Here is a 13,727-nt window from a genome sequence, read left to right as displayed (position 1 = left end):
GCCCTCCACGGGGTGGGCGACGGCCTGCCGCGCGGCGGCGGCCGCCTCGGTCAGTGCCCCGCGCAGATGGTCGGCGTCACCCGCCTCGGCGAGCACCCCCGCCATGCCTCGCAGCAGCTGGGCCAGGATGGTGCCGGAGTTCCCCCGGGCGCCGATCAGCGCCCCGTGCGCCATGGCGCGTACGGCGTCGGCGGGGGTGGGCGTGGTGGTACCCGTCTCGTGGGCGGCGAACACGGCTTCGACGGCCGCCGCCGCCGACTCGACGGTCAGGTAGAGGTTCGTGCCGGTGTCCCCGTCGGCGACCGGGAAGACGTTGATCGCGTCGATCGCCCGGCGCTCGCGCCCCAGGGCCTCCAGGGCCAGGGAGCACCAGGTGCGCACCGCGACGGCGTCCAGGTCGTCGGGGGGTTGCGGCACCGTTGGTCCTCCTTGGGGCGGCCGGGGGCGGACTGCACCGCAGGTTAGCCCTGCGCGGGGCGGCCGCCGGGGACAGGGGCGGGGCGGGTGAGCCGGCGACCCGTGGTAGTTTCGTATCTCCGAAGCAGGCGTTGTATGCTGCTCCGGTTGCCCGACGAGAGTCGGGACATTCCTCCGGTACCGCCACTTCAGTAAAATGATTCCGGCGTGCCGGAATTCACTGTAAGTGCATCTGAAGTCTTTGGAGTGACCCGTGGCTGCCAACTGCGACGTTTGCGGCAAGGGGCCGAGCTTCGGCAACAGCATTTCGCACTCGCACCGCCGTACGTCCCGTCGCTGGAATCCCAACATCCAGCGCGTGCGTGCCGTGGTCGGTCGGACGCCGAAGCGGCTCAACGTCTGCACCTCGTGCATCAAGGCCGGCAAGGTCGCGCGCTGACGTCCCCGTCGTAGCGCAGCCTTCCGGTTGCCCAAAAAGCCGGTCCCCTTCGGTGGACCGGCTTTTTGCTGTGCTCCGCCGCGGTGGTTCCGCCGCCGCGGTGCTCCTCAGGCGGTCGTGCCCGCGCGGGTGAGCCAGCCGTGGTCGACGGGGCCGATCCCGCCGCCCAGCGCGAAGCCCGCCCGTATCGCGCCGGTGACGTACGCCTTCGCGCCCCTCACCGCGGTCGGCACGTCCTGGCCCCGGGCGAGTCCGCAGGCGATCGCGGAGGCCAGGGTGCAGCCGGTGCCGTGGGTGTGCCGGTTGTCGAGCCTGGGCGCGCGCAGCCAGTGTTCCTCGCTGCCGTCCGTCAGCAGGTCCACGGCCTCGCCGGGCAGGTGACCGCCCTTCACGACCACCCAGCGCGGCCCGAAGGAGAGCACCGCTTCGGCGGCCCCGCGCATGGCGGCCTCATCGGTCACCTCGATGCCGGTGAGCTGGGTCACCTCGTCGAGGTTGGGGGTGGCCACCGTCGCGACGGGCAGCAGCCGCGTCCGTACGGAGTCCAGGGCCTCGGCGGCGAGCAGCGCGTCACCGTGCTTGGAGACCCCGACCGGGTCGACGACCACGGGGGCGCCGGTGTCCGCGAGGAGCGCGGCCACCGTCTCCACGAGGGCGGCCGAGGACAGCATGCCGGTCTTCACGGCCTGGACGCCCATGTCGTCGACGACGCTGCGGTACTGGGCGCGCACGGCCTCCACCGGCAACTCCCAGGCCCCCTGCACCCCCAGCGAGTTCTGGGCGGTCACCGCGGTCAGCACGCTCATGCCGTGGGTGCCGAGGGCCAGCATCGTCTTCAGGTCGGCCTGGATGCCCGCACCGCCGCCGGAGTCGGATCCGGCGACGGTGAGCACGCGGGGCGGTACGGCGGTGGTTGCGGTCATGCCCGGGAATCTACTGGGCGTCCTCGATCGAACCGAAATGGTCCCAGCCGCCCTTGCTCGTCCACGGAGCCCCGTCGACGGTGACCTGGGGCAGGGCCGAGGGGTTGAGGACCTCGCCGATCACCTTCCAGCGGGCGGGGAGCTTCACGTCGGGCGGGAACGTCGCGACGATCGCGTGGTCCTCTCCCCCCGTGAGCACCCACTGCAGGGGGTCGACGCCGACCGCCTGGCCGATGTCGGCCATCTGGGAGGGGATGTCGATCAGTCCGGAGCGCAGATCGATGCGGACCTTGCTGGCCTCCGCGATGTGACCGAGGTCGGCGACGAGTCCGTCGCTGACGTCGGTCATCGCGGTGGCGCCCAGTCCGGCGGCCGCGGGGCCCGCGTGGTACGGCGGTTCGGGACGCCGGTGGGCCTCCACGAAGGCGCGCGGCGAGCGGAAGCCGCGGGAGAGCACGGCGAATCCCGCCGCGGACCAGCCCAGCCAGCCCGTGACGGCCACCACGTCCCCGGGGCGGGCACCGCTGCGGGTCACGGGTTCGTGGTTGCGCAGGTCGCCGAGGGCGGTGATGGACACGGTGATGGTGTCGCCGCCGACGACGTCGCCGCCGACGACGGCCGCCCCGGCGACCTGGCATTCGTCCCGCAGCCCGTCCATGAGCTCGGTGGCCCAGGTGACGGGGAGATCGGCGGGTACGACGAGGCCGAGGAGCAGCGCCGTCGGCACGGCGCCCATGGCCGCGATGTCGGCGAGGTTCTGTGCGGCTGCCTTGCGCCCGACGTCGTACGCCGTCGACCAGTCGCGGCGGAAGTGCCGCCCTTCCAGCAGGATGTCCGTACTGGCCACGACCCTGCGGTCGGGAGCGGCCACGACCGCGGCGTCGTCGCCGGGCCCCAGCCGTACCGCCGGAGTGGTGGTGAGCCGGGACGTGAGCTCTCTGATGAGCCCGAACTCCCCCAACTCGCCCACGGTTCCCTTCACCGAGTCTCACCTCTCATCTATCGCACCGGACGGCTGTCCGGGCTGCTTCAGCGGCCGGTCGTCCGGGCCGTGGACAGGACGGCTCCGGCCGCCGGCGGACCGGCGGCTCACGGGAGTCGTCCCTCTTCCGCTCCGGTGGGCCCGCGGTCGCGGGCCCCTGCTGCTGTCGGTACCGTCAGGAGATACGTCAACTTCTGTGGTGCGTACGCCACGCTGGGGGCGTCAACCGGCCCGCAGGTCTCCCCGCGGCCCGCGGCAACGCGATACCGTGGCGTCCCTTTCCCCCACATGATCCTCGTGGCCGCCCTGGAGGTTCCGTGGTACAGGCGTACATCCTCATCCAGACCGAGGTGGGCAAGGCGTCGTTCGTCGCCGAGACCATCGCGAAACTTCCGGGAGTGATCCAGGCAGAGGACGTCACAGGCCCCTACGACGTGATCGTGCGGGCGCAGGCCGACACGGTCGACGCCCTCGGCCGCATGGTGGTCGCCAAGGTCCAGCAGGTGGACGGCATCACCCGAACCCTGACCTGCCCGATCGTCCACCTCTGACCCCCGTCTACGCTGGGCCGGTGACGTCTGCCTGCCGCCGGCCCCGCCGCTCCGTACTGCTCGGTCCTTCCGCCGCCCTGGCCGTCCTGGCCGCGGCGGGCTGCTCCGCCGGTGACGCGGCTCCCTCGGTCGCGGTTCCCACGCCGTCGTCGCGGGAGGCCGCGTACTGCGAGGCACTGCACGAGGAGCTGCCGAAGACCGTCACCGGCCTCGAACGGAGTGATCCCGGACCGGAGTCGGTGCTGACCGCCGGCTGGGGGGACGGGGCGATCGTACTGCGCTGCGGCGTCCCCCGGCCCGCGAAGATGGACGACCCCCAGTCCGAGGCCGTCGAGGCGGACGGCGTCAACTGGCTGCTCGAGCAGCGGGGTGACGCCGGCCCCCGGTTCACGACGACGTACCGCAAGGCATACGTCGAGGTCACGCTCTCGAAGGCGTACGCCCACGACGTCACCCCGCTGTCGGCGTTCGCGGAGCCCGTCCGCGGGACGGTCCCCGACAGCGTCTAGGGACGCCCGTCCGGATCGCGCCGGGCCGGCGCGATCCGGACACGGGGCCCTGGGTCAGCGCAGTCCCGTGGGGCGGTTCAGTGCCGCCTGGATGAGCCGGTCCACCAGCTCGGGGTAGCCGACGCCGCTCTCCTGCCACATACGCGGGTACATGGAGATCGGGGTGAAGCCGGGCATGGTGTTGATCTCGTTGATGACGAAGCCGCCGTCCTCGGTGAGGAAGAAGTCGGCGCGCACCAGACCCTCGCAGGACGCGGCGTCGAACGCCTCGACGGCGAGCCGGCGCACCTCGGCGGTCTGCTCCTCGGTCAGGGGGGCGGGGACCAGCCCGGCCGCCGAGTCGATGTACTTGGCCTCGAAGTCGTAGAAGTCGTGCGCGGTGACCGGCGGGATCTCGGCCGGCACGCTCGCGCGGGGCCCGTCCTCGAACTCCAGCACGCCGCACTCGATCTCGCGGCCCCGCAGCAGGGACTCGACGAGGAACTTGGGGTCGTGCAGACGGGCCTCCTCGATGGCCTCGTCGAGACCGGAGGGGTCGTCGACCTTGGTGATGCCCACGGAGGAACCGCCGCGGGCGGGCTTCACGAAGAGGGGCCAGCCGTGTTCGGCGGCGAACTCCATGATCCGCTTGCGGGCGGCGGGCCGGTCCGACTCCCACTCGCGGGGGCGGACCACCTCGTACGGGCCGACCGGCAGCCCGAAGGAGGTGAACACCCGCTTCATGTACTCCTTGTCCTGGCCGACCGCGGAGGCGAGGACGCCCGCGCCGACGTAGGGCACGCCGGAGAGCTCCAGCAGCCCCTGGAGCGTGCCGTCCTCGCCGTACGGTCCGTGGAGCACGGGGAAGACGACGTCGACCTCTCCGAGTGCTCTGGGCAGCGCGCCCGGCTCGCTGACGACGACCTCGCGGTCGCCGGGGTCGACGGAGAACGACACCGCGCCGCGCCCGGAGTCGGCCAGCTGGTCCACGTCGGGGACCCGCCGGTCCGTGATGCCCATGCGTGCCGGGTCGTCGGCGGTGAGGACCCACCGGCCGTCCCTGGTGATGCCGATCGGCAGGACGTCGTACTTGGTCCGGTCGACGGCACTCATGACGGCGCCGGCCGTGACGACGGAGATGCCGTGTTCGGAGCTGCGGCCGCCGAAGACGACGGCGACGCGCGGCTTGCGGCGCTGCTCGCCGCCCGGCTCGGAGCTCACGGAGCTCCTGGCGGCGCTCTCGGGGCTCTCAGGGCGCTGGGGGAGGTTCTGGCTGCTCATATCGCGACGAGCGTACCTGCTGGTAGGGCTCGAGTCAGCGCCGCTCGGGCTTGGCGCTGCGCGACATCAGCTCCTTGAGCGCGACGACCGGCGGCTTGCCCTCGTGGACGATTCCGACGACCGTCTCGGTGATCGGCATGTCGACTCCGTGCCTGCGGGCCAGATCGAGCACCGATTCGCAGGACTTGACGCCCTCGGCGGTCTGCTTGGTGACGGCGGCCGTCTCCTGGAGCGTCATCCCGCGGCCGAGGTTGGTGCCGAAGGTGTGGTTGCGCGAGAGGGGTGACGAGCAGGTCGCCACCAGGTCGCCCAGGCCCGCGAGTCCGGAGAACGTCAGCGGGTCGGCGCCCATGGCCAGGCCCAGACGGGTGGTCTCGGCGAGGCCCCGGGTGATGAGCGAGCCCTTGGCGTTGTCGCCGAGGCCCATGCCGTCGGCGATGCCCACGGCGAGGCCGATGACGTTCTTGACGGCGCCGCCGAGCTCGCAGCCGACCACGTCGGTGTTGGTGTAGGGCCGGAAGTACGGGGTGTGGCAGGCGGCCTGGAGGCGCTGGGCGACGGTCTCGTCCGCGCAGGCGACGACGGCGGCCGCGGGCCGGCGTTCGGCGATCTCCTTGGCGAGGTTGGGGCCGGTGACGACGGCGATGCGGTCGGCGGGGACCGCGGTGACGTCCTCGACGACCTCGCTCATCCGCTTCGCGGTGCCGAGTTCGACGCCCTTCATCAGGGAGACGAGGACCGTGTCGCGCTCCAGGTGCGGGGCCCAGTCGGCGAGGTTGGCGCGCAGCGTCTGGGAGGGCACGACCAGGACGGCGAAGTCGGCGCCGCGCAGGGCCTCGGCGGGGTCGGTGGTGGCCCGGATCGACGCGGGGAGCTCGATCCCGGGCAGGTAGCCGGGGTTGGTGTGCGTCGTGTTGACGGCTTCGGCGACCTCGGCGCGCCTGCCCCACAGGGTGACCTCGCAGCCCGCGTCCGCGAGGATCATGGCGAAGGCCGTACCCCACGAGCCGGTTCCGAAGACGGCCGCTTTGCCGGGGTGCGTCACGTGTGTCCCTTTCCCTCTGCCTTGCGCCGCTGCTGCGCGCGGGCCTTGCGGTGATCGTAGAGCTCGGCGGGGGCCTTCTCGCCGCGCAGGTCCTCCAGCTCGGCCGTGACGGCGGACATGATCGCCTCGGTCGCCTGGCGCAGTACCTCGGGGGTCGGCTCGACACCGTGGAAGCGGGAGAGGTCGACCGGCGGCCCGGCCTGCACCTGGAGGGTCTTGCGGGGGAACAGCCGGAGCTTGTTCCTCTTGGCGTAGGGCGGCATCGCGAGGTTGGCGCCCCACTGGGCGACGGGGATGACCGGGGCCTTGGTCATCAGCGCGACCCGGGCGGCGCCGGTCTTGCCGGCCATGGGCCACATGTCGGGGTCCCGGGTGAGCGTGCCCTCCGGGTAGAAGGCGACGCATTCGCCCTGCTCGATCGCGGCCACCGCGGCGCGGAACGCGTCGAGCGCGTTGGTCGTCTCGCGGTAGACGGGGATCTGCCCGGTGCCGCGCAGGATCATTCCGACGAAGGGCGCCCGGAACAGTCCGGCCTTGGCGAGGAGCCTGGGGACCCTGCCGCTGTTGTACTGGAAATGCCCGTACGACAGCGGGTCCAGGTACGAGTTGTGATTGACCGCGGTGATGAATCCGCCCTCGGCCGGAATGTGTTCCATTCCCCGCCAGTCGCGCTTGAACAGGACGACCAGGGGTGGTTTCGCGATGGCCGCCGCCAGGCGGTACCAGAAGCCGATTCTGCGGCGGGACACTCGGAGGCCTTCCTCTAGGGGACTGAGAAGCTGCGGGGCTCGCGGCGCTGCTGCCTCGCTACGGGGCCCTGGTGCGTGGAGAACACCGTACGCCTCGCCCATGGGGGCGGACCTCCGGGTTGTCGCACCGGCAGGCGAGAATGGGGGCTTGCCCGTACGGAGGGGGAGATCGCCACGAATACCGACCCGACCGGCCCCTGGTCCCTGGTCGTCCCGCTCAAGCCGCTCGCCCGGGCGAAGAGCAGGCTCGGCCGGACAGCGGGTGAGGAGCTCCGCCCCCGCCTCGCCCTGGCGTTCGCCCTCGACACGGTGGCGGCGGCGCTGTCGTGCGCGGGGGTGCGGGATGTGGTCGTCGTCACGGACGACCCGGTGGCCGGCCCCGCCCTCTCCGCGCTGGGCGCGCGCACCCTGGCGGACTCGCCGGCGGCCGGGCTCGACGCGGCGCTGGAGCACGGGGCGCGCTCGGTGCGCTCCCGGCGGCCCGGGGCGGCTCTCGCCGCGCTCAACGCGGATCTGCCCGCCCTGCGTCCGGAGGAATTGGCGCGGGTTCTCGAATTCTCCTCCTCTTTTTCCCGCGCATTTGTCAGCGATGCCCAGGGAATCGGCACCACGTTTCTCTCGGCGCTGCCGGGATTCGAATTGCGGCCGTCTTTCGGCGGGCCGTCCAGGGCCCGGCACCTGCGGTCGGGGGCGGTCGAGATCTCGGCTCCGGGCCTCGACTCGATCCGCAGGGACGTGGACACGGGAGACGACCTGCGGGTGGCGCTGGGTCTGGGTGTGGGGCGGTACACCGCGGGTCTGACGGCCGCCGCGGCCCCGGGGCCCGACCGATAGGCTGCCGTCCATGCAGGCGACCTCGTTCACGTACGACTCCGCGACCCGGACCGGCAGCGTGCTGCTCGACGACGGCACCCCGGTGGACTTCGACGCCCCCGCCTTCGACGCGGGCGGCCTGCTGCTGCTGCGGCCGGGGCAGCGGGTGCGGATCGAGACCGAGGGCGAGGGCCCCTCGCTCCGCATCACCCTGGTGACGCTCCAGACGCTCTGATCGGCTCGCGTACCGATCCTGGCCGGCCCGCGGACCCGGCCCCGGACAGCCCGCGGGCCGGGCTCCCCCAGGGGAGCCCGGCCCGGCGCGTCGGAGAAGGGGTCGGCGCCCGGTCTCACTTCTTGCGTGCGGTGACCTTCTTGGCCGCTGTGGTGCGTGCCGTGGTCTTCTTCGCGGGCGCCTTCTTCGCCGTGGTCTTCTTGGCGGGCGCGGTCTTGGCGGCGACGGCCTTCTTCGTCGTGGCCTTCTTCGCGGGGGCGGCCTTCTTCGCCGTCGGCGTGGCCTTCTTGGCCGGTGCGGAGGTCTTCTTCGCGGCGGTCTTGGCGGCGGGCGCGGTCTTCTTGGCGGCGGCCGTGCTCTTGCGCGCCGTGGCCTTCTTGGCGGTGGCCTTCTTGGCCGCGGCCTTCGCCGTGGTGCGGGTGGAAGAACCGCCCGACAGGCTTCCCTTGGGTGCCTTCTTGACCGAGACCTCGCCACCCTTGGGGAGCTTCTTGGAGCCGCTGACCAGGTCCTTGAAGCCCTGCCCCGCACGGAATCGGGGCACGGACGTCTTCTTGACCCGCACGCGCTCGCCCGTCTGCGGGTTGCGCGCGTAGCGGGCGGGGCGGTCGACCTTCTCGAACGAGCCGAAGCCAGTGACCGAGACACGGTCTCCCGCGACGACCGCGCGGACGATCGCGTCGAGTACCACGTCGACGGCGTCAGCGGCCTGCTGACGGCCGCCGACCTTGTCGGCAATCGCTTCTACGAGCTGTGCCTTGTTCACGTCTTCCCCTTCGGAGACATTGCCGGAACCAAACCGTTCAGGCTTTTTCGCACGTTAGGCAGATATATACCGCAAATCAAACACGAAACGGGCTAATCACCCTAGTGCCGCAACGAAGTCGACCGCCGCACTGTTCCGCGGAGTCAGCCACCTTCGGGGAATCGGCCCTCATCGAGGTCCTTCATCAACCGGTCCAGACGCCTTGCCGCGCCCGGGAGATCGTGTTTGGCCGAGGCCGTGACGACCATCAGCTTCCGGGAGAGCGCCATGCGTACGTCCTCCGGGACTTGCAGTGCGCGCACTCGTGCGTGCGCTTCCTTCAATCGGTCCGCGACGAGGCCGTAGAGCTCGAGTTGGCTGTCGCGTCCCATGCACCGATTGTGCCATCTGGGGCGAGTTGTCGCCCGAGGGGGTCTCAACAAGCGACTGCGCCCCCTGCCGGAAGGCAGGGGGCGCAGTCGGAGAAAAGCGCTGTTCAGGCGTTGATCGTACGCGGCTTGTGGGACGGCCTGGCCGCCTCGTAAGTCGCGATGTCCGCTTCGTTCTGAAGGGTGAGGCTGATGTCGTCGAGACCGTTCAGCAGTCGCCAGCGGGCGTTCTCGTCGAGCTCGAAGTCGGCGGTGACGCCCTCGGCGAGGACCTGCCGCTTCTCCAGGTCCACCGTGATCTCGGCCGTCGGGTCGGCCTCCGTGAGCTCCCACAGGGAGTCGACGACCTGCTGGTCGAGGACGACCGTCAACAGACCGTTCTTCAGCGAGTTACCGCGGAAGATGTCGGCGAACCGCGAGGAGATGACCGTCTTGAAGCCGTAGTTCTGCAGGGCCCAGACGGCGTGCTCACGGGAGGATCCCGTACCGAAGTCGGGACCGGCCACCAGGACCGAGGCGCCCTCGCGCTCGGGGCGGTTGAGGACGAAGTCCCCGTCCTTGCGCCACGCCTCGAACAGGCCGTCCTCGAACCCGTCGCGGGTGACCTTCTTCAGCCAGTGCGCGGGGATGATCTGGTCGGTGTCGACGTTGCTGCGGCGCAGCGGGACGGCCCGGCCGGTGTGTGCGGTGAATGCTTCCATGACTCTCAGACTCCGGCGGGCGTACGGGCGTCGGACAGATCGGCCGGCGAGGCCAGACGGCCCAGCACGGCGGTGGCGGCGGCGACCTGCGGGGAGACCAGGTGGGTGCGGCCGCCCTTGCCCTGCCTGCCCTCGAAGTTCCGGTTCGAGGTGGAGGCGGAGCGCTCGCCGGGGGCCAGCTGGTCGGGGTTCATGCCGAGGCACATCGAGCAGCCGGCGTGCCGCCATTCGGCTCCGGCGGCGGTGAAGACCTTGTCCAGGCCCTCCTCGACGGCCTGGAGGGCGACCCGGACGGAGCCCGGCACAACCAGCATCCGTACGCCGTCGGCGACTTTGCGGCCCTCGATGACTCCGGCCGCGTTGCGCAGGTCCTCGATGCGGCCGTTGGTGCACGAACCTACGAACACCGTGTCCACACTGATCTCACGCAGCGGCTGGCCGGCGGTCAACCCCATGTACTCCAGGGCCCTTTCGGCCGCGTGGCGCTCCGAGGCGTCCTCGTACGACGCGGGGTCGGGGACGCTGGCCGACAGCGGAGCGCCCTGGCCCGGGTTGGTGCCCCAGGTGACGAACGGCGCGAGTTCGGTGGCGTCGATGACGACCTCGGCGTCGAAGACGGCGTCGTCGTCGGTGCGCAGCGTCTTCCAGTACGCGACGGCGGCGTCCCACTCCGCACCCTCGGGGGCGTGGTCGCGCCCGCGCAGGTAGTCGAAGGTGGTGGCGTCCGGGGCGATCATGCCCGCGCGGGCGCCGGCCTCGATCGACATGTTGCAGATGGTCATCCGGGCCTCCATCGAGAGCTTCTCGATGGCGGAGCCGCGGTACTCGATGATGTATCCCTGACCGCCGCCGGTGCCGATGCGGGTGATGATCGCCAGGATGAGGTCCTTGGCGGTGACGGTCTCCGGGAGTTCGCCCTCGACGGTGATCGCCATGGTGCGGGGGCGGGCCATCGGCAGCGTCTGGGTCGCCAGGACGTGCTCGACCTGGCTCGTGCCGATGCCGAAGGCCAGCGCGCCGAAAGCGCCGTGGGTGGAGGTGTGCGAGTCGCCGCAGACGACCGTGGTGCCGGGCTGGGTCAGGCCGAGCTGCGGCCCCACGACGTGCACGACGCCCTGCTCGACGTCGCCGAGCGGGTGCAGGCGGACGCCGAACTCCGCGCAGTTCTTGCGCAGGGTCTCCAGCTGGGCGCGGGAGACCGGGTCGGCGATCGGCTTGTCGATGTCGAGGGTCGGGGTGTTGTGGTCCTCGGTGGCGATGGTGAGGTCGAGGCGCCGGACCGGGCGGCCGGCCTGACGCAGGCCGTCGAACGCCTGCGGGCTGGTCACCTCGTGCAGCAGGTGCAGATCGATGAAGAGAAGGTCGGGCTCGCCCTCCGCGCGCCGGACGACGTGGTCGTCCCAGACCTTCTCCGCGAGTGTCCTACCCATCGCTTTCCCTCCGGCCGGCGTCCTCGCCGGCCCAACTAGAGATTTCGGTGCGCCGCCGTCCGGACCCCCGAGCGGGCGGCGACTGCGGGCCGTCGTACGGCCGCTCCTACAGGTTCGCAACTTCTGGAGAAAATTGAACTTGCGTTTCACAGAGTGAGACGCGAGTATCGTCGTATGGACAACTCTAGCGGCGTCGGCGTTCTCGACAAGGCAGCTCTGGTATTGAGCGCCCTGGAGTCCGGTCCGGCCACCCTCGCCGGGCTGGTCGCGGCGACCGGGCTCGCACGGCCCACGGCACACCGACTGGCCGTGGCACTCGAACACCACCGCATGGTGGCGAGGGACATGCAGGGCCGTTTCATCCTCGGCCCCCGGCTCGCGGAGCTCGCGGCCGCGGCCGGCGAGGACCGCCTCCTGGCCACGGCCGGACCCGTACTCACACACCTGCGCGACATCACGGGCGAGAGCGCGCAGCTCTACCGCCGCCAGGGCGACATGCGCATCTGCGTGGCGGCGGCCGAGCGGCTGTCCGGACTGCGGGACACCGTGCCGGTCGGTTCCACGCTCACCATGAAGGCGGGTTCCTCGGCGCAGATCCTGATGGCCTGGGAGGAGCCGGAACGCCTGCACCGGGGACTGCAGGGCGCCCGCTTCACGGCCACGGCGCTCTCGGGCGTACGGCGGCGGGGCTGGGCGCAGTCGATCGGCGAGCGTGAGCCGGGTGTGGCCTCGGTGTCGGCGCCGGTCCGCGGGCCGTCGAACCGCGTGGTCGCCGCCGTCTCCGTCTCCGGGCCGATCGAGCGGCTGACCCGCCACCCCGGGCGGATGCACGCCCAGGCGGTCATCGACTCGGCCGCGCGGCTGAGTGAGGCGCTGCGCCGCACCGGCTGACCCACCCGCCTCGCCCTTCCCGGCCGCCCCAGCGTCGTGGCGGCCCCGAACAACCCTCCCCGTCCCCGCGACTTGGGCGGAGCCCCCACCTTCCGGGCGTCGCCGGCTTCGCCGCGCGCACAAGAAGAGAGGCCCTCCACCGAGGTGAAGGGCCTTCCTGTACTGCCGTGTTGTACCCCCGACCGGATTCGAACCGGCGCTACTGCCGTGAGAGGGCAGCGTGCTAGGCCGCTACACAACGGGGGCTTGTCCTACGGTGTTGCGCTGGGCTACCAGGACTCGAACCTAGAATGACGGTACCAGAAACCGTAGTGTTGCCAATTACACCATAGCCCATGGTGTTGCAAGTACCCCCGACCGGATTCGAACCGGCGCTACTGCCGTGAGAGGGCAGCGTGCTAGGCCGCTACACAACGGGGGCCCTAGCGATCCTCACCCGGCCGCAGCCGGGTGTTGTCACCGAAGAACGTGGGTGCGACCCAGATGTTCTCGCGGGATGGATCTGTACCCCCGACCGGATTCGAACCGGCGCTACTGCCGTGAGAGGGCAGCGTGCTAGGCCGCTACACAACGGGGGCTTGTACTTCGGTCTTGCGCTGGGCTACCAGGACTCGAACCTAGAATGACGGTACCAGAAACCGTAGTGTTGCCAATTACACCATAGCCCACTGAAACGCAACCCCTTGGGGTGTTGTTTCTGTCTGCGCTTCCCGACCGGATCTTCCGGCCCGCTCGGGCGGCGCAGGAAGAACATTACCCGAAGGTGTCCGGCGCTCCAAAACGGGTATCGCCCGCCAGCAGGCCGGGCAGCTCGTGGAGCCCCGTGATCCTGACCAGCTCGGGCCGGCCGCCGCGCCCGTCCCGGTCCAGCCAGATCCCGGCGAGCCCCGCGGCCACGGCTCCGCCCGCGTCGATGTCGGGCTCGTTGCCGACGTACGCCACCTCGTGCGGGTCCAGTTCCAGCACCTGGCACGCGGCGTGGAAGGCCGCCGCCTCGGGCTTGGACACCCCGAGCTCGACGGCGCACACCACCGCCTCGAAACGGTCCCGCACGCCGAGCGCCCGCAGCTTGCGGTCCTGGTTGTGGATGCTGGAGTTCGACAGGACGGCGTGGCGGAAGCCGCCCGCCAGCCGGTCCAGGACCGGCAGGGTGTCCGGGAAGAGCCGCCAGGCCGCCTCGTAGTGGGCGGCGTGCCGACCGAACCAGCCGTCGGCCTCGCCGTCGCTCAGCCACCGCCCGAGGAACGCCCGTACGCGCTCACGCCGCTGGCCCGGGAAGTCGACCTCCCCCGCGGCGAAGCGCGCCCACTGCACGTCCGTGACGGCCTTCCAGACGTCGAGGGCCTGCTCCAGGGAGCCGTACCCCTCGGGGAAGCCCTCGGTCTCCAGGTGCTTGCGCATGCCTGCGCGGTCGGCTCCCGAGTAGTCGAAGATCGTGTCGTCGATGTCCCAGAGGACGGCGCGGATGGCCATGGCCCCGAACCTACCGTCCACCGCCGGCGACCGGTACCGGCCGCGGAGGACGGGAGCGGTCGCCGGGTGTGCCCGGACACACCGACGGGCGGGGGCGGGGGGGGCTCCCCCCGGCCCCCCGCGGGCGCGAACCCGCCGCGACCCGCGCCGCGATAAGACCGCCGCCGCGCGGCGG

General features: G+C 71.4%; 17 protein-coding genes and 5 tRNA genes. 6 read left to right on the top strand and 16 right to left on the bottom strand.

The features are described from left to right. A partial coding sequence (locus ABZ371_RS18920; protein ID WP_358680689.1) for a DAK2 domain-containing protein occupies nucleotides 1-417 on the bottom strand: 417 nt, incomplete at its 3' end. Nucleotides 418-670: 253 nt separating this feature from the next. On the opposite strand from ABZ371_RS18920, the gene rpmB reads away from it, so the two are divergent. Then, entirely contained in the window at nucleotides 671-856 is a 186-nt protein-coding gene (gene rpmB / locus ABZ371_RS18915) for a 50S ribosomal protein L28 (RefSeq protein WP_003965989.1), read from the top strand. A 107-nt stretch (nucleotides 857-963) separates the two neighbouring features. Here rpmB and thiD read toward each other — a convergent pair whose 3' ends face one another. Both thiD and ABZ371_RS18905 read right to left on the bottom strand, forming a co-directional pair. After that, on the bottom strand, nucleotides 964-1,779 hold the full coding sequence (gene thiD / locus ABZ371_RS18910; protein WP_358680684.1) for a bifunctional hydroxymethylpyrimidine kinase/phosphomethylpyrimidine kinase: 816 nt from the start codon (nucleotides 1,777-1,779) through the stop codon (nucleotides 964-966). 10 nt (nucleotides 1,780-1,789) lie between these two features. After that, complete coding sequence (locus tag ABZ371_RS18905; RefSeq protein ID WP_358680681.1) at nucleotides 1,790-2,761, bottom strand: thiamine-phosphate kinase; 972 nt, start codon at nucleotides 2,759-2,761, stop codon at nucleotides 1,790-1,792. Between the two features lie 317 nt (nucleotides 2,762-3,078). Here ABZ371_RS18905 and ABZ371_RS18900 point away from each other — a divergent pair, with 317 nt between their 5' ends. Then, nucleotides 3,079-3,312: an Lrp/AsnC ligand binding domain-containing protein gene (locus tag ABZ371_RS18900; protein WP_069170487.1), complete on the top strand. Its 234-nt coding sequence runs from the start codon at nucleotides 3,079-3,081 to the stop codon at nucleotides 3,310-3,312. A 20-nt stretch (nucleotides 3,313-3,332) separates the two neighbouring features. Beyond that, on the top strand, nucleotides 3,333-3,821 hold the full coding sequence (locus ABZ371_RS18895) for a DUF3515 domain-containing protein (RefSeq protein ID WP_358680678.1): 489 nt from the start codon (nucleotides 3,333-3,335) through the stop codon (nucleotides 3,819-3,821). A gap of 54 nt (nucleotides 3,822-3,875) precedes the next feature. Here the strand turns inward: ABZ371_RS18895 and ABZ371_RS18890 are convergent, their stop codons facing one another. The 3 genes from ABZ371_RS18890 to ABZ371_RS18880 are packed head-to-tail and all read right to left on the bottom strand — an operon-like array spanning nucleotide 3,876 to nucleotide 6,875. After that, complete coding sequence (locus tag ABZ371_RS18890; RefSeq protein ID WP_358680675.1) at nucleotides 3,876-5,081, bottom strand: D-alanine--D-alanine ligase family protein; 1,206 nt, start codon at nucleotides 5,079-5,081, stop codon at nucleotides 3,876-3,878. Between the two features lie 34 nt (nucleotides 5,082-5,115). Continuing rightward, nucleotides 5,116-6,126, bottom strand: a complete 1,011-nt coding sequence (locus tag ABZ371_RS18885; RefSeq protein ID WP_358680672.1) for an NAD(P)H-dependent glycerol-3-phosphate dehydrogenase — start codon at nucleotides 6,124-6,126, stop codon at nucleotides 5,116-5,118. Beyond that, a complete protein-coding gene (locus ABZ371_RS18880) occupies nucleotides 6,123-6,875 on the bottom strand; it encodes a lysophospholipid acyltransferase family protein (RefSeq protein WP_358680669.1) in 753 nt (250 codons plus the stop codon). Before ABZ371_RS18880 ends, ABZ371_RS18885 begins: the two co-directional genes overlap by 4 nt. A 168-nt stretch (nucleotides 6,876-7,043) precedes the next feature. Here ABZ371_RS18880 and cofC point away from each other — a divergent pair, with 168 nt between their 5' ends. Both cofC and ABZ371_RS18870 read left to right on the top strand, forming a co-directional pair. Beyond that, nucleotides 7,044-7,709 (top strand): 2-phospho-L-lactate guanylyltransferase, encoded by a 666-nt coding sequence (cofC, locus tag ABZ371_RS18875; protein WP_358680692.1) that lies wholly within the window; start codon nucleotides 7,044-7,046, stop codon nucleotides 7,707-7,709. A 10-nt stretch (nucleotides 7,710-7,719) separates the two neighbouring features. Next, nucleotides 7,720-7,923, top strand: a complete 204-nt coding sequence (locus ABZ371_RS18870; RefSeq protein ID WP_358680666.1) for a hypothetical protein — start codon at nucleotides 7,720-7,722, stop codon at nucleotides 7,921-7,923. A 115-nt stretch (nucleotides 7,924-8,038) separates the two neighbouring features. On the opposite strand, the gene ABZ371_RS18865 is transcribed toward ABZ371_RS18870, so the two are convergent. From ABZ371_RS18865 to leuC, 4 genes are all read right to left on the bottom strand, one after another. Continuing rightward, on the bottom strand, nucleotides 8,039-8,689 hold the full coding sequence (locus tag ABZ371_RS18865) for an HU family DNA-binding protein (protein WP_358680663.1): 651 nt from the start codon (nucleotides 8,687-8,689) through the stop codon (nucleotides 8,039-8,041). 143 nt (nucleotides 8,690-8,832) lie between these two features. Continuing rightward, a complete protein-coding gene (locus ABZ371_RS18860; RefSeq protein ID WP_358680660.1) occupies nucleotides 8,833-9,060 on the bottom strand; it encodes a hypothetical protein in 228 nt (75 codons plus the stop codon). Between the two features lie 104 nt (nucleotides 9,061-9,164). Next, nucleotides 9,165-9,758, bottom strand: a complete 594-nt coding sequence (leuD, locus tag ABZ371_RS18855; RefSeq protein WP_358680657.1) for a 3-isopropylmalate dehydratase small subunit — start codon at nucleotides 9,756-9,758, stop codon at nucleotides 9,165-9,167. A gap of 5 nt (nucleotides 9,759-9,763) precedes the next feature. After that, entirely contained in the window at nucleotides 9,764-11,188 is a 1,425-nt protein-coding gene (gene leuC, locus ABZ371_RS18850) for a 3-isopropylmalate dehydratase large subunit (RefSeq protein ID WP_358680654.1), read from the bottom strand. A gap of 174 nt (nucleotides 11,189-11,362) precedes the next feature. Between leuC and ndgR the strand changes: the two genes are divergently transcribed. Continuing rightward, a complete protein-coding gene (gene ndgR / locus ABZ371_RS18845; RefSeq protein WP_014048551.1) occupies nucleotides 11,363-12,079 on the top strand; it encodes an IclR family transcriptional regulator NdgR in 717 nt (238 codons plus the stop codon). Nucleotides 12,080-12,252: 173 nt separating this feature from the next. Here the strand turns inward: ndgR and ABZ371_RS18840 are convergent. The 6 genes from ABZ371_RS18840 to ABZ371_RS18815 all read right to left on the bottom strand — a co-directional run bounded on the left by ABZ371_RS18840 (nucleotide 12,253) and on the right by ABZ371_RS18815 (nucleotide 13,552). Continuing rightward, nucleotides 12,253-12,325: transfer RNA gene (locus tag ABZ371_RS18840), tRNA-Glu, on the bottom strand. Nucleotides 12,326-12,343: 18 nt separating this feature from the next. Beyond that, nucleotides 12,344-12,415: transfer RNA gene (locus ABZ371_RS18835), tRNA-Gln, on the bottom strand. A 12-nt stretch (nucleotides 12,416-12,427) separates the two neighbouring features. Further along, nucleotides 12,428-12,500 (bottom strand) — tRNA-Glu (locus tag ABZ371_RS18830). Nucleotides 12,501-12,584: 84 nt separating this feature from the next. Continuing rightward, a tRNA-Glu gene (locus ABZ371_RS18825) sits at nucleotides 12,585-12,657 on the bottom strand. Nucleotides 12,658-12,675: 18 nt separating this feature from the next. Beyond that, nucleotides 12,676-12,747: transfer RNA gene (locus ABZ371_RS18820), tRNA-Gln, on the bottom strand. Nucleotides 12,748-12,832: 85 nt separating this feature from the next. Beyond that, the gene (locus tag ABZ371_RS18815) at nucleotides 12,833-13,552 is read right to left on the bottom strand and encodes an HAD family hydrolase (RefSeq protein ID WP_358680650.1); all 720 of its coding nucleotides are present in this window, start codon (nucleotides 13,550-13,552) and stop codon (nucleotides 12,833-12,835) included. Nucleotides 13,553-13,727: the final 175 nt, after the last annotated feature.

The sequence above is a fragment of the Streptomyces sp. NPDC005899 genome (assembly GCF_040629645.1).
GTDB lineage: Bacteria > Actinomycetota > Actinomycetes > Streptomycetales > Streptomycetaceae > Streptomyces.
This window is presented reverse-complemented; position numbering and strand designations above follow the sequence as displayed.